Source organism: Glaciihabitans sp. UYNi722, from assembly GCF_040549465.1.
Taxonomy (GTDB): domain Bacteria; phylum Actinomycetota; class Actinomycetes; order Actinomycetales; family Microbacteriaceae; genus Lacisediminihabitans.
The window spans coordinates 59572-81048 of record NZ_JBEPTL010000006.1 but is presented as its reverse complement, the minus strand read 5'-3'; the positions used below and the strand labels follow the sequence as shown (position 1 = coordinate 81048).

Here is a 21477-nt window from a genome sequence, read left to right as displayed (position 1 = left end):
TCTCGAGTGTCAAAGCGTATTGAAGTCAACGACCTGAGCGTCTTCTACGGAGATTTTATGGCCGTGGAAGGTGTCTCGATCACCATCGAACCTCGCACCGTCACCGCCCTCATCGGCCCCAGCGGTTGCGGCAAATCGACCTTCCTCCGCACCCTCAACCGTATGCACGAGGTAATCCCAGGCGCTCATGTGGAGGGCGAGGTGCTGATCGACGGTAACAACCTCTACGGACCAGGCGTCGACCCTGTGCTCGTGCGCCGCCAGGTCGGCATGGTGTTCCAGCGGCCGAACCCGTTCCCCACGATGTCGATCCGCGACAACGTGCTGGCCGGTGTCACGCTCAACAATCGCAAACTCTCCAAGTCGGATGGCGACGCTCTCGTGGAGCAGTCGCTCCAGAGAGCCAACCTCTGGAACGAGGTCAAGGACCGCCTCGACAAGCCCGGCATGGGACTCTCCGGTGGGCAGCAGCAGCGCCTCTGCATCGCCCGCGCAATCGCCGTAGCACCCGACGTGGTGCTCATGGACGAGCCGTGCTCGGCCCTCGACCCGATCTCCACCCTCGCCATCGAGGACCTCATCGAGGAACTCAAGCAGGACTACACGATCGTGATCGTGACCCACAACATGCAGCAGGCCTCACGCGTCAGCGACCGCACAGCTTTCTTCAACATCGCGGGCACCGGCAAGCCGGGAAAGCTCATCGAGTACGACGACACCAACACGATGTTTTCGAAGCCCAGCGTGCAGGCTACTGAAGACTACGTGTCCGGCAAATTCGGATAGCCGCCAGACGTTAACGATGAAGGGCCCGACCGCAACGGTCGGGCCCTTCATCGCGTTAGTGCTCAGGCGCTGGCGAGAGCGAAGATCGGCGCGCTGGTCGGTTTCTTCGATCCGCCGTTCGGTTCGACGGTGATACCCACCGTGTCGCCGCTCGACATCTTGCCGTCGAGCACGCGGACTGTCTTGCCGGAGTCAGCAGCGCTAAAGGTACCGGCGGGCGTCGCACCCGACTTGTCGATGTACCAGAGCTCGTAGGTCTTGTCACCAGACAGGGCCGGAAGCTTGTCGATGATCACGGCAGATCGCTGAAGGTTGGCCGACCAGACCAGCGTGGCCTTGCCGCCGCCAGCGACGGACGCCTCAGCACGCTGCAGATCGCTGGCACCGGTCAACTCGCCCAGACTCACCACCGGCTGCGAGATCGGCTGGTTGCTGGCATTGTTGGACAGGCCGAGGATGGCGCCACCGGCGAAGAGCGCGACAGCAGCCGCCGCGGAGACCAGGACGGTCACCGGCCGGATGTACCAACGGGTGTTCGCCTTACGCTCGGCAGAGCTGGTCGGCATGTCGATTGTACGGATCGCTCGCTCAGTGGCCGGTGACGGCACAGCCACGAGTGTCGGCTTGGAGGTCACGGGGGCCAGTTGCGGCGTGACCGCGATCTGGGCCATGAGCTTCGCCTTGAGATCGGCGGGAGGGGCCATGGGCTGGGACGCAAGGCCCAACACGACAGCAGTGTCCGACAGGGATGCCACTTCAGCCCTCGCCTCTTCGGAAGTCATCAGGTACGCCTCGAAGCGGTCTCTCTCCGCTTCATCCAACGCACCGAGCGCATAAGCGCCGGTCAACAGGTGAAGTTCGTCGCGTTCGGTCACGACGCCACCCCCAATTCATCGCGCAGACGAATCATCCCGTCGCGCAATCGTGTTTTCACCGTGCCGATCGGCACGCTGAGTAGTGTGGCGACCTCGCTATGGCTGTAGCCGCCGTAATACGCCAGGGTGACGGCCTGACGCTGTAGTTCTGTCAATTGCGACATCGCTTCCTTCACCCTTTCGTGTTCGATAGTAATTTCTACGGTTTCTGAAACGTTGTCGTAGTCGGAGACGTAGTCCCTGATTCCGATCTTCACGTCCCGATCCCGGCTGGACTGGGATGACCGGATCCGGTCGACGGCACGCCGGTGCGCCATCGTCAGGATCCAGGTGGAAGCCCCGCCCTTGCTGGGCTCGTAGCGAGTCGCAGACTGCCAGATCTCCAGAAAAACTTCCTGGGTGACCTCTTCTGACTGCGCATGGTCAACAAGCAAGCGTCGGATCAACCCTAAAACTCTCGGGGAAATCTCGTCGTACAGGAGGCCAAAAGCCACTTGGTCGCCCTCCGCGATCCGACCGAGAAGCTCCTCCTTGGAGGCAGGCTGGTCAACGGACTCAGAGTCCTTGCTGCGATCTATCTCCCGGGGCACAAGCTTAAGCATGTCAAACAATCCGCTCGCTGGTGCGCATCGGGAGATATTGGCAGAACTTGAACCGTTCGAATTTCGCTTCAGTGTTCAGTTGTATGCGACCCAGACGGCGCGAAACAGTCGTACCGAAGTACGAATGATCGCTCTGACTGTTGGTCACAATGAATGTTCGGGGGCATAGCCTCAAACGGATTGGTCTATGCCGACATACCGAGGGAACACCCAGCTTGGAAGGGTGAGCCAGGCCGCAGAACGCCTCTCGGCGCAAGGCCGCTCGAAGCGGCGAATATTGGAGCCCGGGGTTACTGCGGCCCGGCGGCGGCCCTTGCGAGCCACCAGCAATAGTACCCCGTCGAGGCGAGGGAACTCTCAGTCGAGAGTGCCCGAACACCAGAGTCGCGCGCAGGAGGTGAACTCGGATGCCGTCTGCGAGAGGCGCAGTGCTCGCGTGGTGAGTTCGGAGCCGCGCTCTGACGAGGTGAGGTCGACGTCGTCGGCGACGCTGGTGCATCCGAGGCTCATTACCCGACAGAAAGCGGCGGCGCGATCCAGAGCGATGCCGAAATCGCCCTGGAAGAGTCCACGGAGGATCTGATCGGCGAGGGCCGTGATCTCGGCTGGTCCGGTAGGTGCCGTGGCTCCTGCGACGACCGGGTCGATGCTGGTGGCGAGCTCGCTGCCGCGCTGGTAGAGAAAACTCGTGCCTTCGGCATCCTGTCGCACCATGGCCCGCATGAGATAGATGCGCCAGAGCGCACCAGGAAGGCTCCGCGGGTTTGCCCGTGACCAGAGTTCTGCCACCGCGTCGATTCCATGTTCGTCGGTGAAAGCGACGAGACGCTCGACCACGTCGTCCTCCGGGCTGTCACGCACGCGACTCACCAGCGCGTGGGCTGTGTCGTGGGCGACACGACTGATCTGGGCGGGGTCTTCCCCGCCCTGGAGGCTCTCGAACTTGGCGCCGGAGAACTTGGTTGGCTTATGGAACTCGTCAGACATCCGCTCCAGCTTATTGATCTCCGACGCCAATACTCGCCATCCCCTTGCCGCCGGTGGCATTGCGAGTATCGTGCAATTTGGGGGTCCGACCAACAGGAGGCACCAATGAACATTCTGCTCATCGTCATCGTCGTCGTCGCTATCGTGCTCGCCATCGTCGGCGGACTGGTGGCCTCGCTCAAGTTCCTGCTGTGGGTGGGCCTCGTACTCGCCGTCATCGCCATCATCGCCTGGTTGATCAGGATGATCTCGGGTCGTAGAGCCTGACACCAGCTCGATCTTCACCCCGATGCTCTCTCGACAAGGGCGGGATCTCGACAGGAGAAATCCACGCTAGATTTAAGTCGCGGGCCTCTAGCTCAGTTGGTAGAGCATCGGACTTTTAATCCGTGGGTCGTCGGTTCGAGCCCGACGGGGCCCACCGTATTCATTGGGATGCAGGGCCTTCGGGCCACGTGGCGGGAAGAAATCCCGTCCGGAACCCGTCCAACGCTAGCTTTACTGCCAAGGAGCAGACATGTCGCTCGCTGTTGAGAGCACGCTAAAGGTTGCAGGGACGGGCGTCGCGTCCGTTGCTGGCGAAAGCTGGTCCAGTACGTAGCGTTTCTTCGTCTCGTTAATGGCCTTCTCGACAGTCGAGTACTCGCTAAGTACGACGTCGTAGACATTCATGAGGGTGGCGTGCTCGACCTGCGACACGGCACGCTCTCCGACGCGACCGTCATAAGACTCTTGGTCGAACAAGTCACGAAGACCGAACTCGCGGTTCTCGAAATCACCGGCGAACAGAACCATTCGCCCTCGAATCTCGCGGGCTTCAGGAGGAAGAAGCTCTTTCAATAGGCTCTTGAGGTTATTGATCTGCTCGTAAGTCAGGCTTTGGCTTTTGACGTTTCGCGCAGAACTAGCGGAGGCGACCGTGACGCTGCTGGCTAGGCCGTCGAGTTCGTTTACAAATGCCCGGAAGCTCTTTGCCGCACGGGGCTTGAGATCGAGCAGTTCGTTTAGGAGCGCCTGGGGTTCGATATCTACTGCCAGCAAGTTGACGAGTCGCTCGCTCACTTTGGCGATGGGCGAGTCTCCGAACAAATCTTCGCGTTCTGCCGCACCTAGCTCGATGACGAAACTAGCTGCGGTTAGCTCGACAACATCTGTGTCCATGCGTGCCTGCACCTGCTTGGTGAAGCGTCCGTCCTGGTGAGGTTCGGTATCTAGTTCCACCAGCCCAAAGTTGTCGAACACATTCTGGACAGCATTCAGTAGGGCCGCGACCTTGCGCGTCCTTGCCTCAGAAGCAAAGGTGTTGGGATCATCGATCTCGATGCGGAATCGCGCTCGACCTTCTTGGTAAGACTTCCTCGCCAGTTCTTCGAGAGAAACGGCTGGAGGATGCGTTGCCTCTTTGAGCGAGAGGTGGAAATCGTCGGCGGGTAACCAAGCGTCATTCAGCTGCGATCTGCTGATGACACTCACCTCGTCGGCAATCGAAAGGTCGAAGTGAAGCTTGACTAGGTACTCGAATCCTTCCGGATGCGCGAAGGCTTCTCGGACGGGCAGACCACCGGAACGTATGACGGATAGCCGAAGCTTTGAGACAGGCACATAGAGCCACAAGTCAGAATCTTCGAGTCCTGCAGCCCACTCCGCCAAATAATCTTGGTCCGTTTTGGATCGCAAGCTAAAGAGGCGTGGTCCGTCGTAGTCGACGAACACCTCACCCATCTCAAGCTCACCGAGGATAGTGTCCATCGGAAGCCAGTTCATGGGAGCACCACGAAGCCTGACCAGGCCACGTCCCCAGTAGGTCGCCACCAGCTGTGATGGCTCGCGTGGCGCCCACTTGCCGTGTGCTCCATGGCGCCAGAGCCGGTGATATCGCCGTGTGCGATCATCCTCATTGCTCTTGTCCCGCCAGTTGCTTTTTGCACGTCTTCCATATCTTCACGATCAGCGAATACGCTGCATGACGCTGCTTGCGCTTCTTTCGCATCGGACCACGATCGTCTGCGCAATCCTGAGTCAAACTCTTCTCGCCAACTGGAGAAGTCGGACTCCTCCACGGGAGCGTGGGTCACCAGCCTGAAGAACGTTCCCGACGACGGCACAGCGCTCGCCGGCGGGCAGTCGCTTGGAAACCAAGCGGGCCACGTCATCGAGCGTCCCCGGAGTTGCTGCTGTGCATGAGCCAGACTCTATCGGAATGCCGCCTTACCTCGTGAGGCTAGCTCGTGCGGCTGACATACTCGCTGAACTGCGCCACGTGCTGCGAGTAGTCACTCGGGTACAGGTGGGCGTAGATGGTGTCGGTGGTCGTGATGCTCGCGTGGCCGAGCCAGCGGCTCACCTTGTACGGCTCGAAGCCCGCAGCCAGCCACAGGGACGCTGCGGTGTGCCTCAGGTCGTGCACTCGCATCTCCTGCAAGCCGAGCGCCCGCAGCGCAGGGCGGAAGTAGTTGCGGCGGAAGCTGCCCACATCGAGCACGCGGCTGTAATCCACCTCGGCCACTCCCCCGACCTTGCGCCCCGGCCAGAGCAGCGCATCAGGGTCGCCGCTGCGGGGATGCAGCATCCGATACCGGCGCAGTTCTGCGATCAGCGTTGCATCCACCAGCGGAACGTCCCGCGTAGAGCGCTTCGACTTCGGCGTGCCTACGATCCATTGCGCGTTGATGCGTTGCATGGTCTGCCGGACGCTTACGTGCCCGTGGGCCAGGTCGAGGTCCCGCACGCGCAACCCGGCCAACTCCCCAGCCCTCAGGCCGGTGTAGGCCGCGAAGCGGACCATCAAGCCGTAAGGCTCCTGCGAGTCCAGCCGGGTAGCGATCGCTTCCACCTGCGGGACGGTGAGGAACACCGGCGCGAACTCGGACGCCGTCTCGGGCTTCGGCAGACGAACCCCGTCGCAGGGGTTGTAGGTCAGCAATCGGTCGTGGATGGCGTGCCGGAACACCTTCTTGAGCGCGACGTAGTGGTGATGGACAGTCGCCGGGGCCAGACCTTCGGCTGCGAGCGTCACGACCCACGCCTGCACTTCTGCACGGGTGACCGTCGATGCCCGACGAGACCCGAACTTCGGCAGAATCCGCTTATCGTAGATCGCCCGGTAACCCAGATTCGTCCTTAGCTTCAGACCCGGCGCGCTGGCGAGCAGGCTCGCCTCAACGATCTCACGGAAGGTCTTGGTGTTCTTCACCAGGGTGTCCGTAGTGTTGCCTTCGGCTAGCTCGTTCTCGACTTTCAGGGCGAAACGCTCGGCTTCCCGCTTGACGGCGAAGGTGCGTTGCTTCTTGGTCTCGCCCTGCCGCCAGTGCACTTCATAGGCGACGCCGGATTTACGCTCCACTTGGGCCACGTGCGCCATCAGGTCACCACCAACACTGTTGCGTCGGGGTAGAAGGTGCCGTAGAGCGCAGGGGAGACGCGGGAGATAGATGAGCCGTACGGGTGCGCCCAGACCTGCAAAGTGCCGAGGACGTCGACCCGGTCAATGCGGGCGACGGTCCAGGGGTACTCCTCGGCTCCCGGCATCGATACGGAAGGTCCAACCGTCGCGAGGGCGCGGACCTTGTTGCCGGTGGTGAGGGCGGAGACGGGCGTTGCGGTGTAGGTGGTCATGATTACTGCTTTCTGTTGTGCTTGTTGGTGGCTATTGGAGTCACGCGAGTGACTGGATCGTCGTTCTTGAAGCTGATTCGCCACGCGTACTCGGTCACCGGAGTCCACACGTACCGAGCTCGCAGGTGCACACCGCGACCCGTTGCATTGCGGACGAATACTCGGGCTGCGTTGCCGGGTGACTCAAAGAACACGTCTCCGACTCTCAACTCGACAGCGAGGATTCGCTCCGTCCTAGACCTCGGCAAGGTGCACCTCCGGAGCGCTGGCAGTGGCGAATGCGCGGCGGACTGTGGACTCCTGCCAGACGGGCAGACCCGTGGGCGAAAGGACACCTTCCGCAGTGAGTTCACCGGCGATGCGGCCGAAGCTGGAGCCTTCTGCCCTCGACAGCACGATTCGGCGGAGGACTCCTGCCGGGATAGCGGACCGGCGACCGTTATACAGTCCACGGGCTGATCGCGCTGCGAGGGCATCCTTAGTACGGCTGGAGATCATCTCCCGTTCCAGCTCAGCGAACACCGACAGCATCTGCGCCATAGCGCGACCGTTGGCGGTGGTGAGGTCGATAGCTCCGTCGATAACGCAGAGGGTCCAGCCTTGCTCCTGCGCGGTGTTGATGACGGCGCTCGCGTGCTGAACAGAGCGAGCGAGCCTGTCCAGCTTGGCCACGACGAGACCGTCTGCCTGTCCGCTCTCCAGAAGGTCCAGAGCACGACGCAACTCGGGGTTCACCTGCTTACCGGAGCGACCGAGGTCGGAGAGGATCTCCACAGACCACCCACGTCGCCGGCACTCGGCGTTGATCGCGGCGACCTGAGCCTCCACACCCAGTCCGGAGTTGGCCTGCTCCTCTGTGGACACCCGCACATAGCCGAGAACGTGCATCAGACCACCTCGCTCTGCGTGGCCTTGGCGACGACCTTACGAGCGACCGGCTTCTTGGCGACGGGCTTCTCGACCTTCGGGGCTGCGGCCTTCCGCTCGGCACGCGCCTTCTCGTCGGCTGCCTTGCGGGTAGCGACAGCGGCGATGCGCTTCTGGTTCCCGGCGCTCTTCTGGAACGTGCCGCGCAGCACGCCGGAGAGCTGTACCGACATGGGGTCCACGTCGTACCCGGTCTCAGCCTTCAGCCATGCGGTGTACTCGGACATGAGATGGCTGATCGGCTTGGCGGCCTGTGCTGCGCGAGGGGCAATCTTGTTGATGGTCATGGTGGTCTCCTTGTGTTCGGTTTGAGGCGTAAGGCGTTGACGGACGTTTCCGCCTGAAGTAAGTAAGCGCCAGCACTCAGCAACTTCACTACTACCTCCCAGAAATCGGCGCGTAAGGGCTTAGAAATCATCCGGTCAGGCCCTTGCCTGAGATCGGGGGCAAACAGCCGCATTTGGGCCTCGCTGTGAGCGCCTGGCACATTAGGAGCCGTAAGGTCCCTCGATGTCCGGTCCCGAGACGTCCCGCGTCTGCCGAGGAGGCTGGTTACGCACCACGGCTCGGGCCTTCACCGTGGGCGGGGCGACAGGTGCACCCGAGTATCCCTGCTTCTTGCGCAAGGTCCGTTGCCGCTCCAGTTGCTCGCTGAAAGCATCGTGCGCAGCCTCGATAGCGGCCTGCTCATCCGGAACAATCACCGCATCCTCGACAACCTCATTCTTCGTCGGCGTTGCAGGTCCGTCCGGGTAGACGACGAACAACTCCTGCAAGTCGGCTTCCCATTTCGGCATCTGCCCGACCATGACCTCGACCTCCTGCTTGCCGTTGACTCCGGCTCTTGTGAGAAGATCCTGAGCAATGCTCGATCTAAGCTTAACGTCGATCTTCGGGTCCGCCATGAACTCCACGAGCATGTCTGCTGCGTAGCCCGAGGCCTGTGCAATGCGCTTAGCGGCTGCAGTTTTGGCCCGGCGAGTTGCACCCCCATGGACGACACAGACTGCCATTCCGAGCGATGCCCATCTGCCGCATCGCTCGCCGGTGGCTTTGCTGGTTGCAGAACACTTCCGTCCCGGGGCCAGATACTTGCTTTGCAGGTCTACCTTCAGGTCTGCTCTACGTTCAGGTTGCGACACCTTCCTCACGAACTTCTTCTCTGACATAACTGCACATTCCTTTCGTTAGCCCGAGCGGGCAGGTGCAGACCGGAATGTCCACACCTGCCCTACTCAGGGTTTGTTGTTTGTTACTGCTGGCGGAGCCGGAACTCCTCGTTGTCGAAGTAATGGAGTTCGCTCACTCCGTCTTCGCTTACTGCTTGCGTGCCGAACCAACCCTCTGCAGTCAGCGAAGTAAGTTCCTCCGAAAGCACCTCCTTATCGACTCCTGATTCCTCGTACTGCTTGAGAATCTGCCTTCTGCTGATCCCTTTGGCCCTGTACACGGCATCGAAGATCAACTCCATAGGTTCCTGACCGTTGGTGTCCCGCTCCTCGCGCCCCACCCGCGACCCTTGGCGCTCGTGGATTAGTCGGAAGAACTCCGAAGCACTCGGGCGAGCCTGCATTTTTTGCCAGTGCTGGAAAATAGAGCTGGTGGCCTGTTGTGTCGCCTTCTCCATCTCCAACTCCAGTAGTTCCGCTTCGAGCGCTATCTCGATAGTTGTATTAGTCATTTCTTGCTCCTCAGCATTAATTTGTCTTGCACTTACTGCGGACTCGTTGAGTCCGCCCTCGACTTTTGTCGGAGGTATTTGGGTTGTTGCCGTCTCCCTCAGGTTCAAACCTCTGGGTACCCCTAACGGGGTATCCCGGTTTGATACCAGCGGGTTACTTTGACCCGTGACCCGCTAAGTAACCCCGGGTCAGCGGGTCACGGGTTACTTTCTGAGTGATTTTTCGCGCTCTTTGCGGATATGAGAGTCCACTTGCTCCCGGGCGTCGTCCGGCGTGGGGCGTCCTCTCCGGGCTTGAGGATCCAGTAGTAGGCGTTGGATGGACCCTGCTTGTGGATATGGCTCATCGTCATCAGCTCGCCATCCTCCATAAACGCAGGCTCAATGCGGCGCGAGTTGAAGTCCGCAGGATGGCGCTCGTCCCCTGCCCAGACCTGCACTAGCCACCCCGCTATCGGGTCGGTGTGTTGATTGAATTCGTCGTCGAACAGCCACGCGCAGTGCACGCGCCAGCCCGAGTCGGTGGAAGGGTGAAAGTCGAACGGTTCGTAGCTCATGCTGGTGACTCCATTTCATTTAGGTAGTGCTTCTGAGGTGAGTTTTTGGCCTCACCGGTCTTCTCCACTCGCACCACTCCGGAACCGATAAGCCGGTCCAAGGCCGTCTCCAACAACTCCGCTCCTACCCCTTGCGACTTGCACGAGGCGAGGACCTTAGCCCGACCGAGGCCCGGTGTACTGCGGATTGCCGAGGAGAGGAGTTCGTCCGCTCGGGTGAACTTCTGCTCGGCCTTCGCTGCGGAAAAGTCCAGAGAGATGGCCGCCTTTTGGGCCTGTCCGGAGCGAGCCTTACGCCCGGAGTAAGAGACGGCGTTGTGATGTTCGAGGGCCTGCAACACCAGTGATTTGCCTACCGGGGTCGGCTCCAACACCAGCGCGAGCTTTTCGGTGTTCTTCTGCTTCTCTTGGACTATGCCGACGAGGCCGTCCTCTAAGGCCTCCATGCGGATATGCGCCCCCGCTCTCATCCGCATAAAGTCCGCACCGCGCGACCGGCCTTCGGCAGCGTTGGTGTGATGACCGACGACGACGGCGATATCGAGGTACTGCGCGAGGGACCGCAGCCCCCGCGTGAGCTGGTCCATACCGTCGCCGTTCTCGTCGCCCGTCATGAACTCCACTGCGGGGTCGAACAGCACCATCACTACGCGTTGCCCGGTCTGCTGCTGAAAGCCGAGCACCGTGCGGATTACCGCAGCCACGCCCGTCGGGGTCGTCATGTCCACGAACCGCGCTAGGGATCGCCCATCCGTCAGTTCCTCACCGGGGTAGAACTCGCTCCACGCAGCAATACGGTCCTGGAGCTGTTGGAGGCCTTCGCCCTGATAGAAGAGAGTGCTGCCCTGCTCTACGGAGTTGCTGTGCCAGGAGCCTCCTGCCCGTACCCGTCGGGACACGTCTAGGAGGTTGAAGGTCTTCATGACCCCGGGCGCTCCGTACACGCAGGAGTAGAACCCTCTCGGGAACCACCTATCGACTATGAAGCTGGGCGGGTCGAGAGCGGCTATGTCCTCGTCGGAGAGCATGTCCTCAAGGTGATCGAGGGCGATATCGTCCGCCACGAGGAACATCTGCTCGATCTTGGCCAGTATCTCGTCAAGAGGTTCCGCGTTGGATTCGCTTCGCACTGCTTCGACAGCCGCTATCCAGTCCTCGCGAGTGACATTGTGTTTCATCACGAGGTCTGAGAAGTCGAGGCCGCTCATTCTGCTATCTCGAATCTGGCTATGTCGAGGATGCGAGCGTTAGCCCCGACTGCCAACAGCAGCGGGAGGATCTTTTCCGCGCCTGCGCGCCCAGCGTCGTCGGCGTCGTAAACGATGAACACCTCACGACCAGACAACGGAGTGAGGTCCTTGGGTGGGTTGGGGGCTCCGCCTGTTCCTGTCAGTGCGACGAACTCGCCAGCCAGAACCTGATTCGCCAGGACAACGTCCGGCTCGCCCTCGACAAGGAGCACCGGAAGGGTGTTCCCGCGCAGCGCCTCCAGCGGATAGAGGATGTTTGTGCCGTGCCCGGGGAGATTCAGAGTCTTCGGACTGCCTCCGGGCAGATAACGACGAGTGTTGATGTACGGACTGAAGCTCGGTCGCACTGGGAAGGTGTAACGCTGCCCGTCCCACCCGAGCAGCCAGCGCTTAATGCTCTCGATGGTGAAGCCGCGCACATCCGTGAGGTACGCGAGCCGCTCCGCGCTGCCCGGATGCATGAGATTGTCATGCCACTGCTGCGGGCGGTCCTGATTCTCCATTGGCTTGTGCTTGATTGGAGCCTTCGGAGTGGTCTTCTTCGGCACCGCTGACGCCGCAGGGGCAGAACCTCCCCTTAGCGACGAGACAAGCGTCAGCACCGAACCGCCGTGGTTGCCCTTCAAGCAGTTCCACTCGCCTTTGCCAAGGTTGACACTAGCCGACGGCGAACGGCTGTCGTCGGGGTCCTCGCACACAGGGCAGAACATGCGCTGCTCTCCATCATCGGAAACTGCACCGACGAAGAAGGGCGAGAGGATTGCCTGGATTTGGGAGGGGGCGCGTCGTTTCATGACGCGCCGGGATGGCCGGGCGCTGCTCATTTTCCGACCGACTACTTACTGGGGTTGAAGGTGACAGACGCACGCCACGCGTCGAGCATGGCGACGGTCCAGTAGCACCGCTGACCCTGCTTGATGTAGGCGATCTTGCCTTCGGTTACCCAGCGGCGCAGTTGCCTTGGGGTAGCCGATAGATAGGTGCTGGCCTCGTCGTAGCCGAGGAGGAGTTCTGGCTCCGGAACCTGCTTGGACATTTCTAAACCTCTTACTCAAGTTGTGCTTGAGCGGTCGAGGTTTAGTGGAGGTCTAGCGCGTTATCGCCTCCAGCCCGACCGCGTTGGAATGCGCGGCGAGCGAGGTGTTTGGGGAGTTGGGTGAGGCACTGGCGAGGACAAGATCGGGGGCAGTCGAGGCGATAGGCGCGGACGCAGCGTTGCGTGCGACGAGCCGGGACACGTGCTCTTGGTGCGCGATCGAGGAAGGCATAACTAGGGCGAAGGCGAGGGTGCGCGCAGATGCGATCCGCTCCGAGTGCTCAGCCTCGACCCAGTAGGTCCAGTCGTCGCCGAGGTTGACATAGGTGGACGCACGGCGCATTTTGCGCGACTGCGCTGGCATGTCACTCGGCGCGGTGTACTCAGATTTGACTCCCCGCAGAACGAATGTTGATGACTTCATGTGCTTCCACCTCCTCAGGTTGTTTCGGTTCGTTTAAGCCTACGGCTTTACTGCTGTGGGCGACTCTGGGCGACCCGACAGAGATGACCATAACCCATCCGAGGGCCAATCCTGCAACTTGATTCTGAAGGCGAAGGCAGCGCTGCGGCGCGGCGCGTTCAAAGCGGGCAGGAGCGGGCAGACTGGGTGTAAAATCCTCTGTTTGCACGTCATCGCACTAGCTCCAAGCAGCGGGTGTGCAGGCGCATTGTCCGGCGGCGCATCGGGTCTGCTGGGGATGCCTCCGCTGAGATCCAAATCTGGACCATGTCCAGTTCATCTAGTTGGCGGAGCAGTTCCCAGCCGCGCCGATTCAGCTTCGCCGGGTGCTCCGGCCAACCGAGGCGTTGGAGGATCGAGGCGAGTTCGTGACCGCTGGTGCCGTGGAGCCAGCCGCGCTGTTCCATCAGGCAGAGCCGATACTGCGCCTCGTTCAAGATCGAGTTGCCTGCGGGGAGGTCGGCGAGATTCGGCACGACCACCCGCAACGTTGACTTTTCGGTATCGGTCAGGTGCCGCGTCGGAGTGACCAGCGGGGCGAGAAGTTCGACAAGGTTGAACTGGACCCATGCCGATCGCTCGTAATACGCGCCCATAGTGGTCGCTGGGGTAGAGTATTGAACGTTGCTCATTTCTGAAACCTTCCTTGGAAGCCCCCGGCCTCGTTAGCTGGGGGCTTCCTGCGTTGAGGGGCTATAGGTCCGGTCGGAGGACGGGGAACTTTTCGAGCATGCCGAGGTAGTTGGCATACGGGTCCGCAGCCTTCTCCTCTAGCCATTCGCTCTCGCGGTCGATGCGGTCGAGCTTGGCGGTGACCTCCGCCACCCGTGACTGCAACACCGCGTAGCGCGCTCCGGCTTCACGTGGGGCGACCCGGTCGGTGTAGTCGAGATCGTTGCGCAGAGCGTTCAGCTCAGCCGACAGTTGCGCAGCCTCGGAGAGCGACCCCTGACTCGCGGCCAAGAAGTTGTTCGCGTTCTCGACGGTCCACGCCTCGACCTGTCGGACTTTGTCGAATACGGCCTCGTCCACTGCGGTGACAGCAGCGCGCTCGTCGGCGGAGTTGTTGTACTTGCGTGCTCGGGCGTTCTGCCGAGCCACGTGCGGGCTGTCCTTCATCAGATTCGTGCCCCTCGGTTTACTTCGCGCTGCTCTCGGGCCAACCCGGTGAGCCGCTGCCGAGTGGCCTCCCTCGCGTCGAGGTCGGCGAAGGTGGTCGCGGCCTGGTCTTCGAGCTTGGCCAGCTCGTAGCTCAGGTCGGCGCGGGCTGCTGCCGTCTCCTGTCGCCGCTGCCGGAGCCGGTGACCGATGGCCGGTCCCGCTCCCGCCGGATATTTGGGTAGTTCCATGGACATGATTCGCTGCTCCTTATTCGGTGAAGGTGGCCTTCTGGACGCGAGTGCGACCAGAGGTTTTTGTCGGGCTGAGGGTGTCGTTCAGCTCTGGGTAGAGCACCCCGACCCCCGACAGGAAGGTGTGCAATCCGTTGCGCACGAGGGTCGCCTTGCTGACCCCGCTCAGCGCAACGAGCTGCGTCAGGGCGTTGTCGAGGTTGGGCGAGATGGTGGTTTCGAGCACTACCGAGTTGTCTCCGGCTTGCTGTCCTCGTCGTCCCATGAGTTTCACTCACTTTCTGTTAGTGAGGTAAATCTACCCGGTAAGTTGTCCTCCCCGCTGGAGCGCCCACCCCGGCAAATCCCAATTAGCGAAAGGCCAATGTCGAGCCGTGAGTGCACATTGCGGATCGAGCGGGGAGAACACACTCCGAGCGAGGCTTAGGGCTCAACAAGGGAGACAACAAATGGGCAAGCGATACACCAACCAGAGCGGCCGAGAGCAGTTCACCGAGTACGGCGGCGGCAGCGACAACCGCACCACCCCAGACGGGCGACGCGTCCCGCTGACCGCGAGTCAGGCAGCGCGGGAGATGCGTCAGGAGGGGCTGGCTGAGCGGATCGGAGAGACCGACTACGACACCGGCGAGCGTCAGGTCGGCAAGCGCACCTTCCGTCCGAGATAGCCGACTGAAGACTGGCTAGCTCAGCCGCGCCTCCGTTTCTAGGGCATTCGGGCGTCTAGAGCCATCCTTCTGAGCCGGAGACGTGTTACCCGAACTGGGGCGAGCGATACTCGTGTCCTCGCCAATAAGCTCGATCTGACTCGAAAGCAGACCCATGCGAATTAGCAACCATTCAGCACTGTCGATCAGGCTCGCCGCTGTGGCAGTCTTCGTCGGGATGGCGCTCGCCATCGGAGCAGGCTCGACCTCTGCGCTTGCTGCCGAATCAGGTGCCAGCAGCCACTCCGATTCGGAGGTCAAGGTCGTAAAGACCATCAAGGTCCCCAAGGTCGTCGGCAAGTCCGGCGACAAGGCGAAGAAGGCTCTCGCGTCTGCTGGGCTCAAAGCGAAGTTCCTCGCGCCGAAGGGCAGTTCCGTTTGGTTAGCCGCGAACTGGAAGGTCAAGTCTCAGTCTCCGAAAGCGGGCACGAAGGCGAAGGTCGGCACCGTCATCAAGCTGAAGGTCGTCAAGCGAGCTATCTCCGTCGCGACGTCGCCTGCTGTCGACCCAGCGCTGACGGCAGAGTTCGAGTCGGAGCTCAAGGCGCAGATGGGCGTGAAGTCGAGCTTCGCGGAACTTTGCACCGATCCGACATTGTGGGGGTGCTACGTCAACGGATTTACGCAGCCAGTGCCCAACACAATTGTGGTCACGTTGCAGATTCCCAATGACGCCGACGCGCGGGTGATGGGAGCCAGGGCAGCGACCGCAATGTTCTCGCTAGTAGGAACCAAGCTCACCTCGCTCAAATTTGTGCAGGTAGTGGCGACGGACGGTTCGTCGCTAAAGATCGCTGCTCGGAGTGAAGTCCCGCTCCTGAATCAATAGCGGCCTCTTTGAACAGCCGGTCCAAATCCGGTCGGACCACGCCTCTCTGAGCTAAACCGAGGTGGCCCACGCGTATCCGGTAAGGCCTCACAAATCCCTGAGATTCGGGGCGAGATCGGGCGAAGCAGGGCCACGGCGGATCAAGTTAGCCTGAACCAGAGACCCTACTACTTCGGTCTTTTAATCCGTGGGTCGTCGGTTCGAGCCCGACGGGGCCCACCCTCATGATCGCCGAACAGGCCACTGTAGACGCCGAGTGTCATCGCTGCAGGAGCATCTGGCTGAGGAAGCTCGGCGGTGGCACGCTCTCGCGGCTGGGAGAGTCGAACCGCTGAGCGACAGGAAACAGCCCCCAGGAACCGCCCGTGCCGGGCGATTCCGAGGGGCCGTCATCCGGCAAAGCGGATCAGCCCTTGGCGCCGGCCGGGGTGGTCGTCGGCGTGATGCCCAGCTGCTTGAGCGCGACGTTCACGTAGTCGTTGGTGAACGTGTCGGTGAACTTGATCTTCGAGGTGTCGACGCCGATCGCGTTCTCCATCTGGAAGACAGTCTTCGGACCGCCGGCCGGCATCAGGCCGTCGGGAAGAAACTGGCCGTAGTCCTGTTGGAGACCCTTCACGTAGTCCGCCTTAGAGATCGTCGCGTTTTGCACGAACGACTTAGGCAGCTTGTCGGCGACATCCTGGGCGGTGTGGGTGCTCATCCAATGCATCGTCGCGGTGAGCGCCGTCACGACCTTCTGCACGACAGCCTTGTGGGAATTGACCCAGGACTCCTGTGCCAACAGGCCGGCAGCGGGCCAGGCACCGCCGAGGGCCGCCTTGGCGCCCTTCGTGCTCGCGAGGTCGACCGCCGACGTCGCCAGCTTCTGCGACTCGAGCGCTCCGACGGTGGGCTGCGTGGTCATCACGCAATCTGCGCTACCGCGCTGAATTGCCGCGATAGCAGTCGCACCGGCGTGGACGACTACGGTCTGATAGTCGGTCTTCTTGACGCCGGCCTTCGAGGCGATGAACTGAGTCAGTTCATCGGTGCCCGAACCGAGGTCGGTCACGCCGAGCTTCTTACCTGAGAGGTCGGTCGGCGATTTGATGTTCGCCTTCGGGCTGCACATGAGGCGCTCACCCGGCGCTCCCGAGAGCTGCATGAGGTTAATGACCTTTTTGCCCTTGGACTGGAAGTCGATCGCGTGGATATACCAGGCGCCCGAGAGATCCACCGAGCCGGAGACCATCGCCTCCTCCGCTCCGACACCACCGTTCTGCTCGGTGGAGAGCTGCATGTCGACACCGTACTTCTTGTAATAGCCGAGGCTCTCTGCCAGCTGATACGGGAGGTAGATCTGCTTGTCAATGCCTCCTACCATCATTTTGACGACCGGGAGGGCGGCGCTCGAACCCGAGCTCGAGGTGGACGGACTGCTGCTGCAACCTGCGAGTCCCAGCGACACTGCTGCTGCTGTTGCTGCGACGACAGCGACGATGCTGCGCTTGTTCATCTTGTGTGATTCCTTTCATGGTGCCGGGGGATTCCGGCGGACTGGTGGGGAACGGGGAGACTCAGATCGCCTGCGCCTCGTAGCGCGACGGCGGACGCCACTTGAGAACGACCTTTTCCAAGAGGGTGATGAGGTACTCGGCGCCCAGCGTGACGACGGCCATGATGACCATGCAGGCGAACACGGTGTTCGGGTCGAAATGCCCCTGGGCTTGGCTGATGATCAGGCCGATGCCCTTCTGGGCCCCGAGCACTTCGGCGACGAGCGCGCCGATGATGGCGAATCCGAATGCGGTGTGCAGGCTGGCGATAATCCAGGTCATCGCCGAGGGGATGGTGACATGCCGGGCGATCTGGAGAGGCGAGGCGCCGAGCACACGCACGTTGGCGACCAGGTTCTGATCGACCTCGCGAACACCCTGGTAGGCATTGAAGAAGACGGCGAAGAAGACCAGCACGGCGGCGAGGAGGATCTTGGGAAAGATCCCCAGGCCGAATGCCACGATGAAGATCGAGCCGAGCACGATGCGTGGCACCGAGTTGACGACCTTGATGTAGGGGTTGAGCACGTCAGAGAGGTAGCGGTTCGAACCGAGCAGGATACCCAGGATGATCCCGCCGACGGTACCGAGCAGGAAGCCGTACAGCGCCTCCTGAACGGTCACCCAGATGTTTTCCCAGATCGAGCCAAACGCGGTGCCCTCCGTGAACAGCACGACGAGACTGTTCCAGATGTCGCTCGGCTGACCGTAGAAGAACTTGTCGACCCAGCCGACGGTCGTGAACCACTGCCATCCACCGAGCACGACGATGATGACGAGCGCGCGACCGGTCCACACCCAGGTCGTCCTGCGTTTGCGGGCGCGGCTGGCCGTCTCGTGGAGCGACGACTCGGACTGCAGCAGAGGGATTGCGGCCGCTTCGGCCTGAATCTCGTTCTGCTGCCTGAGCACGCTCATGCCGCCACCGCCGAAGAAACCTCGTACGCCCGAGTGACTTCGTCTTTCAATGACGCCCAGATCTGACCCTGGATCTCCTGGAAGCGCGGCTCGTGGCGCAGTGTCTGCACATCGCCGCGCGGGCGCGGCAGGTCGATGTCGAAGGTGTCTTTAATGGTGCCTGGGCTGCTGGTCATGATGACCACTCGATCCGACAGCGTCACCGCCTCATCCAGATCATGGGTGATGAAGAGCACCGAAGGGCGCAACTCCTCCCAGAGGTGGAGGAGTTCGCCCTGCATGATCGCCTTCGTCTGCACATCGAGCGCGCCGAATGGCTCATCCATGAGCAGGATGCGCGGCCGGTTGATCAGCGCGGCCGCCATTGAGACACGTTTGCGCATGCCGCCGGAGAGCTGGTGGGGGTAGCGGTCCTCGAAACCGGCAAGACCTACGCGGCGCACCCAGTCGAGCGCGACCTTCGTCGCCTCCACTTTCGGAGTGCCCAGCAGGATCGGGCCCATCATCACGTTGCCGAGCACTGTCTTCCAGGGAAAGAGCGAATCCGCCTGGAACATGTAGCTCACGCCACTGGTGATGCCGTCCACGCGCTGGCCACCGACCAGCACGGAACCCTCGCTCGGGCGTTCCAGACCGGATACCTGCGCCAGAGTCGTGGACTTACCGCATCCGGTCGGGCCGACGATCGCACAGAACTGGCCGGGCTCGACGGCAAAGCTCACGTCGTTGATGGCCGTGAACGTCTCGCCCTTCGGGGTCAGATAGCGCTTGGTCAGGCCGATGATGTCGATGCGAGCGGCATCGTCCATTCCGCCGGCGCCGGCGCTCCGTGTCGCGGGGGGTAGGGGTGTGCCCATGCGCTTAAGACCTCTCTGTCTATGTGGTGCGTGTGTCAGGAATCTTGCCCCCGCGCACCGCCCTCCGTCGCGCTTGTGCGCCATTCGCCTGTTCTGCGCATTACCGGGAGTTTCCTGCATTCTGATCAGATGCGGGTTGGGTCGAGCGCGGCGATAATGAAGCATGATGCGACGACGGATCAGAAAACTCTCGAGCCAGATCTTCCTGGCGCAGTTGGTGATTCTGGTCGTGTCCCTCGCCGTGGGCTTCGCGCTCTTCGCCGCCACCGCTCGCGCCAACCTCGATCACGAGTACCAGTCGCGAGCGGCGGCGATCGGGCAGGCCTTTGCCGAGAATCCATCCGTGCAGGAGTGTATGGCGACTGAGGATCCGGCCTGCCAGCCGATGCTCCAGACCGTGTCTTCAGCGACCGCTGCCCGCACCGGCGCCTCGTATGTGGTGCTCATCGACATGCAACGGATCCGTCACAGCCACCCCAACGCCGAGCTCATCGGAAAGCAGGTCTCGGAGCCCATCGTCGCGCTCGACGGCAAGGTGCACCTGGGGGTGGATGCGGGTGCGACCGGCGTCAACGCCAGCGCGCGTGTCCCTCTGTATTCCCTGGCCGGGACCCTGATCGGCGAAGTCTCTGTGGGTATCCAGGAGAGTTCGGTCTCGAGCGAGCTGCTGGCCCAGCTGCCCACCTACGGCATCTGGGTCGCCGCGGTGCTCGCCATCGGCGCTCTCGCGTCGTTCGCACTGGCCACGATCCTGAAGCGGCGCACCTTCGGCCTCGAGCTCGATGAAGTGGCGCGGCTGTTCCAGGAGCGCGAGGCCACGCTGCACGGCATCCGGGAGGGAGTCATCGCCCTCGATGCGGCGGGCCGGATCACCGTGATCAATGACGAGGCCCGGCGCCTGCTTGGCCTGCGATCGGATGCCATTGACCACCGCCTCGACGAGATACTCGGTGAGGGTCCGCTCTCGGAAGCGCTCGCCGGTGCCTCCGTCGTCGCTGACGCCATCGTCGTCACTGACGACTACTGCCTGGTGATCAACCGGATGCCCGTCGTTCTGGCTGGTCGACCGCACGGTTCCGTTGTGACCCTCCAGGACCAGACGAACCTGGAGGCACTCACGCGGGAGTTGGATGGTGAGCGCAGTTTCACCGAATCGATCCGGGCGCAGCAGCACGAGTTCGCCAACCGCCTGCATGCGATCGCCGGCCTGCTCGAACTCGAACGACCAGGGGAAGCCCTCGAGTACATCGAGGAGATTCGCGGCAGCACCGCCGACTTCGATCAGACCCTGCGCAGCTACATCGAGGCCCCCCAGATCGTCGGGCTGCTGTTGGGCAAGGCGGCCGAAGCCCACGAACGTGGCATCGACTTCACCATCTCGCCCGAATCCCGACTGAGTGAGGCTCCCGGCCACGTGCAGGCGCTGACTACGATCCTCGGCAACCTGATCGACAACGCCTTCGACGCCCTCTCAGAGAGCCGACCGCCGCGGCGAGTTGCGGTGAGTGTTGTGGAGGCGCTGGAATCGCTGGTCATCTCGGTCAGCGACAGTGGCCCCGGGCTGCCCGACGGCGCTATCCCCCAGATCTTCAGCAACGGCTATACGACCAAGCGAGGCTCGGTAGTGCGGCATATCGGACTCGGTCTCTCTCTCGTTGAAAGGACGGTCGGTAGGTTCGAGGGGTCGATCACGGTCTCCGAGGGACCGGGTGCCACGTTCACCGTGGTACTGCCGCTCGCGCCCGTTCCCACCCCACAGGTACTCTCATGACTCCTGAGCCGATGACCGTCCTCATCGTCGACGACGACTTCCGTGTTGCCTCCCTGCACGAAGCCTTCGTGCAACGCATCGAGGGTTTCCGCGTGGTCGGCAAGGCACACACCTCGGCCGAGGCGCTCAAGCTCGCGAAGTCTCTGCAACCCGATCTCGTTCTCATGGACATCTACCTCCCCGACGTGGATGGCCTGCATACGCTGCAGGAGATGCTCCGGTGGCCGTCACCACCCGCCGCGATGGTGATCTCGGCGGCCAACGACGTGATCAACGTACGCGCAGCTCTGAGACTCGGGGTGACGCACTATCTGGTCAAGCCGTTCAGTTTCGCGCAGCTCGCAGAGCGGCTGGTCGCCTACCGTGACGCATCGGCCCACATCGACGAACTGCCTGACGAAGCGACCCAGGGTGACATCAACCACATCTTCGACCTGATGCGACCCACCGCTGCACCGCTGCGCCCTGAGCTCAGCCGCCTGGCCCCGACGCTCCAGGGCGTGTATGACGCGCTCAATGCCAGCAATACACCCCTGTCAGCCACCGAGATTGCCGAGGATCTCGGGATGAGCCGTGCCACCGCCCAGCGTTCCCTTACTCAGCTCGAGCAGAGTGGTGCGATCGCGCTTGAGCTGCGCTACGGCCGAACCGGTCGTCCGGAGCACCGCTATTCACTCCGCCGACGGAGGACCGACCAGTAGAGGTTGGCACGACAACCCCGGGCTA

Annotated in this window: 28 protein-coding genes and 1 tRNA gene; 7 read left to right on the top strand and 22 right to left on the bottom strand. The window is 62.0% G+C overall.

Annotated elements, in window-relative coordinates; all coding sequences use genetic code 11:
• Window positions 1–6: 6 nt before the first annotated feature.
• Window positions 7–786 (top strand): phosphate ABC transporter ATP-binding protein PstB, encoded by a 780-nt coding sequence (pstB, locus tag ABIB56_RS06140; RefSeq protein ID WP_354568186.1) that lies wholly within the window; start codon window positions 7–9, stop codon window positions 784–786.
• Window positions 787–848: 62 nt separating this feature from the next.
• Here pstB and ABIB56_RS06135 read toward each other — a convergent pair whose 3' ends face one another.
• The 3 genes from ABIB56_RS06135 to ABIB56_RS06125 form a co-directional block, all read right to left on the bottom strand.
• Window positions 849–1661, bottom strand: coding sequence for an anti-sigma factor (locus ABIB56_RS06135; RefSeq protein ID WP_354568185.1), 813 nt, complete (start codon window positions 1659–1661; stop codon window positions 849–851).
• Window positions 1658–2263, bottom strand: coding sequence for a sigma-70 family RNA polymerase sigma factor (locus ABIB56_RS06130; RefSeq protein ID WP_354568184.1), 606 nt, complete (start codon window positions 2261–2263; stop codon window positions 1658–1660). Before ABIB56_RS06130 ends, ABIB56_RS06135 begins: the two co-directional genes overlap by 4 nt.
• A gap of 357 nt (window positions 2264–2620) precedes the next feature.
• A complete protein-coding gene (locus ABIB56_RS06125; protein ID WP_354568183.1) occupies window positions 2621–3250 on the bottom strand; it encodes a DNA-directed RNA polymerase subunit beta in 630 nt (209 codons plus the stop codon).
• 105 nt (window positions 3251–3355) lie between these two features.
• Between ABIB56_RS06125 and ABIB56_RS06120 the strand changes: the two genes are divergently transcribed.
• Together ABIB56_RS06120 and ABIB56_RS06115 are read left to right on the top strand one after the other, a co-directional pair.
• Window positions 3356–3517, top strand: coding sequence for a hypothetical protein (locus ABIB56_RS06120; protein WP_354568182.1), 162 nt, complete (start codon window positions 3356–3358; stop codon window positions 3515–3517).
• Between the two features lie 81 nt (window positions 3518–3598).
• Window positions 3599–3671: transfer RNA gene (locus ABIB56_RS06115), tRNA-Lys, on the top strand.
• Window positions 3672–3748: 77 nt separating this feature from the next.
• On the opposite strand, the gene ABIB56_RS06110 is transcribed toward ABIB56_RS06115, so the two are convergent.
• The 16 genes from ABIB56_RS06110 to ABIB56_RS06035 all read right to left on the bottom strand — a co-directional run bounded on the left by ABIB56_RS06110 (window position 3749) and on the right by ABIB56_RS06035 (window position 14396).
• Window positions 3749–5014: a DUF6575 domain-containing protein gene (locus tag ABIB56_RS06110; RefSeq protein ID WP_354568180.1), complete on the bottom strand. Its 1266-nt coding sequence runs from the start codon at window positions 5012–5014 to the stop codon at window positions 3749–3751.
• 457 nt (window positions 5015–5471) lie between these two features.
• Window positions 5472–6611 (bottom strand): tyrosine-type recombinase/integrase, encoded by a 1140-nt coding sequence (locus ABIB56_RS06105; RefSeq protein ID WP_354568179.1) that lies wholly within the window; start codon window positions 6609–6611, stop codon window positions 5472–5474.
• Complete coding sequence (locus tag ABIB56_RS06100) at window positions 6611–6865, bottom strand: hypothetical protein (protein WP_354568178.1); 255 nt, start codon at window positions 6863–6865, stop codon at window positions 6611–6613. The genes ABIB56_RS06105 and ABIB56_RS06100 overlap by 1 nt, the downstream gene beginning before the upstream one ends.
• A gap of 234 nt (window positions 6866–7099) precedes the next feature.
• Window positions 7100–7753 carry a recombinase family protein gene (locus ABIB56_RS06095; protein WP_354568177.1) on the bottom strand — a complete coding sequence of 218 codons (654 nt, stop codon included), beginning with the start codon at window positions 7751–7753 and terminating at the stop codon, window positions 7100–7102.
• Complete coding sequence (locus ABIB56_RS06090) at window positions 7753–8079, bottom strand: hypothetical protein (RefSeq protein ID WP_354568175.1); 327 nt, start codon at window positions 8077–8079, stop codon at window positions 7753–7755. The genes ABIB56_RS06095 and ABIB56_RS06090 overlap by 1 nt, the downstream gene beginning before the upstream one ends.
• Window positions 8080–8280: 201 nt before the next feature.
• Window positions 8281–8961 carry a hypothetical protein gene (locus ABIB56_RS06085; RefSeq protein ID WP_354568174.1) on the bottom strand — a complete coding sequence of 227 codons (681 nt, stop codon included), beginning with the start codon at window positions 8959–8961 and terminating at the stop codon, window positions 8281–8283.
• A gap of 83 nt (window positions 8962–9044) precedes the next feature.
• Complete coding sequence (locus ABIB56_RS06080; RefSeq protein ID WP_354568173.1) at window positions 9045–9473, bottom strand: hypothetical protein; 429 nt, start codon at window positions 9471–9473, stop codon at window positions 9045–9047.
• Between the two features lie 197 nt (window positions 9474–9670).
• Window positions 9671–10030 carry a hypothetical protein gene (locus ABIB56_RS06075; protein WP_354568172.1) on the bottom strand — a complete coding sequence of 120 codons (360 nt, stop codon included), beginning with the start codon at window positions 10028–10030 and terminating at the stop codon, window positions 9671–9673.
• Window positions 10027–11238: an AAA family ATPase gene (locus tag ABIB56_RS06070; protein WP_354568170.1), complete on the bottom strand. Its 1212-nt coding sequence runs from the start codon at window positions 11236–11238 to the stop codon at window positions 10027–10029. Before ABIB56_RS06070 ends, ABIB56_RS06075 begins: the two co-directional genes overlap by 4 nt.
• On the bottom strand, window positions 11235–12074 hold the full coding sequence (locus ABIB56_RS06065) for a toprim domain-containing protein (RefSeq protein ID WP_354568169.1): 840 nt from the start codon (window positions 12072–12074) through the stop codon (window positions 11235–11237). Before ABIB56_RS06065 ends, ABIB56_RS06070 begins: the two co-directional genes overlap by 4 nt.
• A gap of 41 nt (window positions 12075–12115) precedes the next feature.
• The gene (locus tag ABIB56_RS06060; RefSeq protein WP_354568168.1) at window positions 12116–12316 is read right to left on the bottom strand and encodes a helix-turn-helix domain-containing protein; all 201 of its coding nucleotides are present in this window, start codon (window positions 12314–12316) and stop codon (window positions 12116–12118) included.
• A gap of 52 nt (window positions 12317–12368) precedes the next feature.
• Window positions 12369–12740, bottom strand: coding sequence for a hypothetical protein (locus ABIB56_RS06055; RefSeq protein WP_354568167.1), 372 nt, complete (start codon window positions 12738–12740; stop codon window positions 12369–12371).
• Between the two features lie 209 nt (window positions 12741–12949).
• On the bottom strand, window positions 12950–13411 hold the full coding sequence (locus ABIB56_RS06050; protein ID WP_354568166.1) for a hypothetical protein: 462 nt from the start codon (window positions 13409–13411) through the stop codon (window positions 12950–12952).
• Between the two features lie 61 nt (window positions 13412–13472).
• On the bottom strand, window positions 13473–13898 hold the full coding sequence (locus tag ABIB56_RS06045) for a hypothetical protein (protein WP_354568165.1): 426 nt from the start codon (window positions 13896–13898) through the stop codon (window positions 13473–13475).
• Complete coding sequence (locus tag ABIB56_RS06040; protein ID WP_354568164.1) at window positions 13898–14134, bottom strand: hypothetical protein; 237 nt, start codon at window positions 14132–14134, stop codon at window positions 13898–13900. The genes ABIB56_RS06045 and ABIB56_RS06040 overlap by 1 nt, the downstream gene beginning before the upstream one ends.
• Window positions 14135–14147: 13 nt before the next feature.
• Window positions 14148–14396: a hypothetical protein gene (locus ABIB56_RS06035; protein WP_354568163.1), complete on the bottom strand. Its 249-nt coding sequence runs from the start codon at window positions 14394–14396 to the stop codon at window positions 14148–14150.
• Between the two features lie 184 nt (window positions 14397–14580).
• On the opposite strand from ABIB56_RS06035, the gene ABIB56_RS06030 reads away from it, so the two are divergent.
• Together ABIB56_RS06030 and ABIB56_RS06025 are read left to right on the top strand one after the other, a co-directional pair.
• Complete coding sequence (locus ABIB56_RS06030) at window positions 14581–14799, top strand: hypothetical protein (protein ID WP_354568162.1); 219 nt, start codon at window positions 14581–14583, stop codon at window positions 14797–14799.
• A gap of 154 nt (window positions 14800–14953) precedes the next feature.
• On the top strand, window positions 14954–15667 hold the full coding sequence (locus ABIB56_RS06025; protein WP_354568161.1) for a PASTA domain-containing protein: 714 nt from the start codon (window positions 14954–14956) through the stop codon (window positions 15665–15667).
• A 406-nt stretch (window positions 15668–16073) separates the two neighbouring features.
• Here ABIB56_RS06025 and ABIB56_RS06020 read toward each other — a convergent pair whose 3' ends face one another.
• The 3 genes from ABIB56_RS06020 to ABIB56_RS06010 form a co-directional block, all read right to left on the bottom strand.
• Window positions 16074–17165 carry an ABC transporter substrate-binding protein gene (locus ABIB56_RS06020; RefSeq protein ID WP_354568159.1) on the bottom strand — a complete coding sequence of 364 codons (1092 nt, stop codon included), beginning with the start codon at window positions 17163–17165 and terminating at the stop codon, window positions 16074–16076.
• A 61-nt stretch (window positions 17166–17226) separates the two neighbouring features.
• Window positions 17227–18123, bottom strand: coding sequence for an ABC transporter permease (locus tag ABIB56_RS06015; protein ID WP_354568158.1), 897 nt, complete (start codon window positions 18121–18123; stop codon window positions 17227–17229).
• Window positions 18120–18980, bottom strand: coding sequence for an ABC transporter ATP-binding protein (locus tag ABIB56_RS06010; RefSeq protein WP_354568156.1), 861 nt, complete (start codon window positions 18978–18980; stop codon window positions 18120–18122). The genes ABIB56_RS06015 and ABIB56_RS06010 overlap by 4 nt, the downstream gene beginning before the upstream one ends.
• 163 nt (window positions 18981–19143) lie before the next feature.
• Here ABIB56_RS06010 and ABIB56_RS06005 point away from each other — a divergent pair, with 163 nt between their 5' ends.
• Both ABIB56_RS06005 and ABIB56_RS06000 read left to right on the top strand, forming a co-directional pair.
• Window positions 19144–20751: an ATP-binding protein gene (locus ABIB56_RS06005; protein ID WP_354568154.1), complete on the top strand. Its 1608-nt coding sequence runs from the start codon at window positions 19144–19146 to the stop codon at window positions 20749–20751.
• On the top strand, window positions 20748–21452 hold the full coding sequence (locus ABIB56_RS06000; RefSeq protein WP_354568152.1) for a response regulator: 705 nt from the start codon (window positions 20748–20750) through the stop codon (window positions 21450–21452). Before ABIB56_RS06005 ends, ABIB56_RS06000 begins: the two co-directional genes overlap by 4 nt.
• Window positions 21453–21477: the final 25 nt, after the last annotated feature.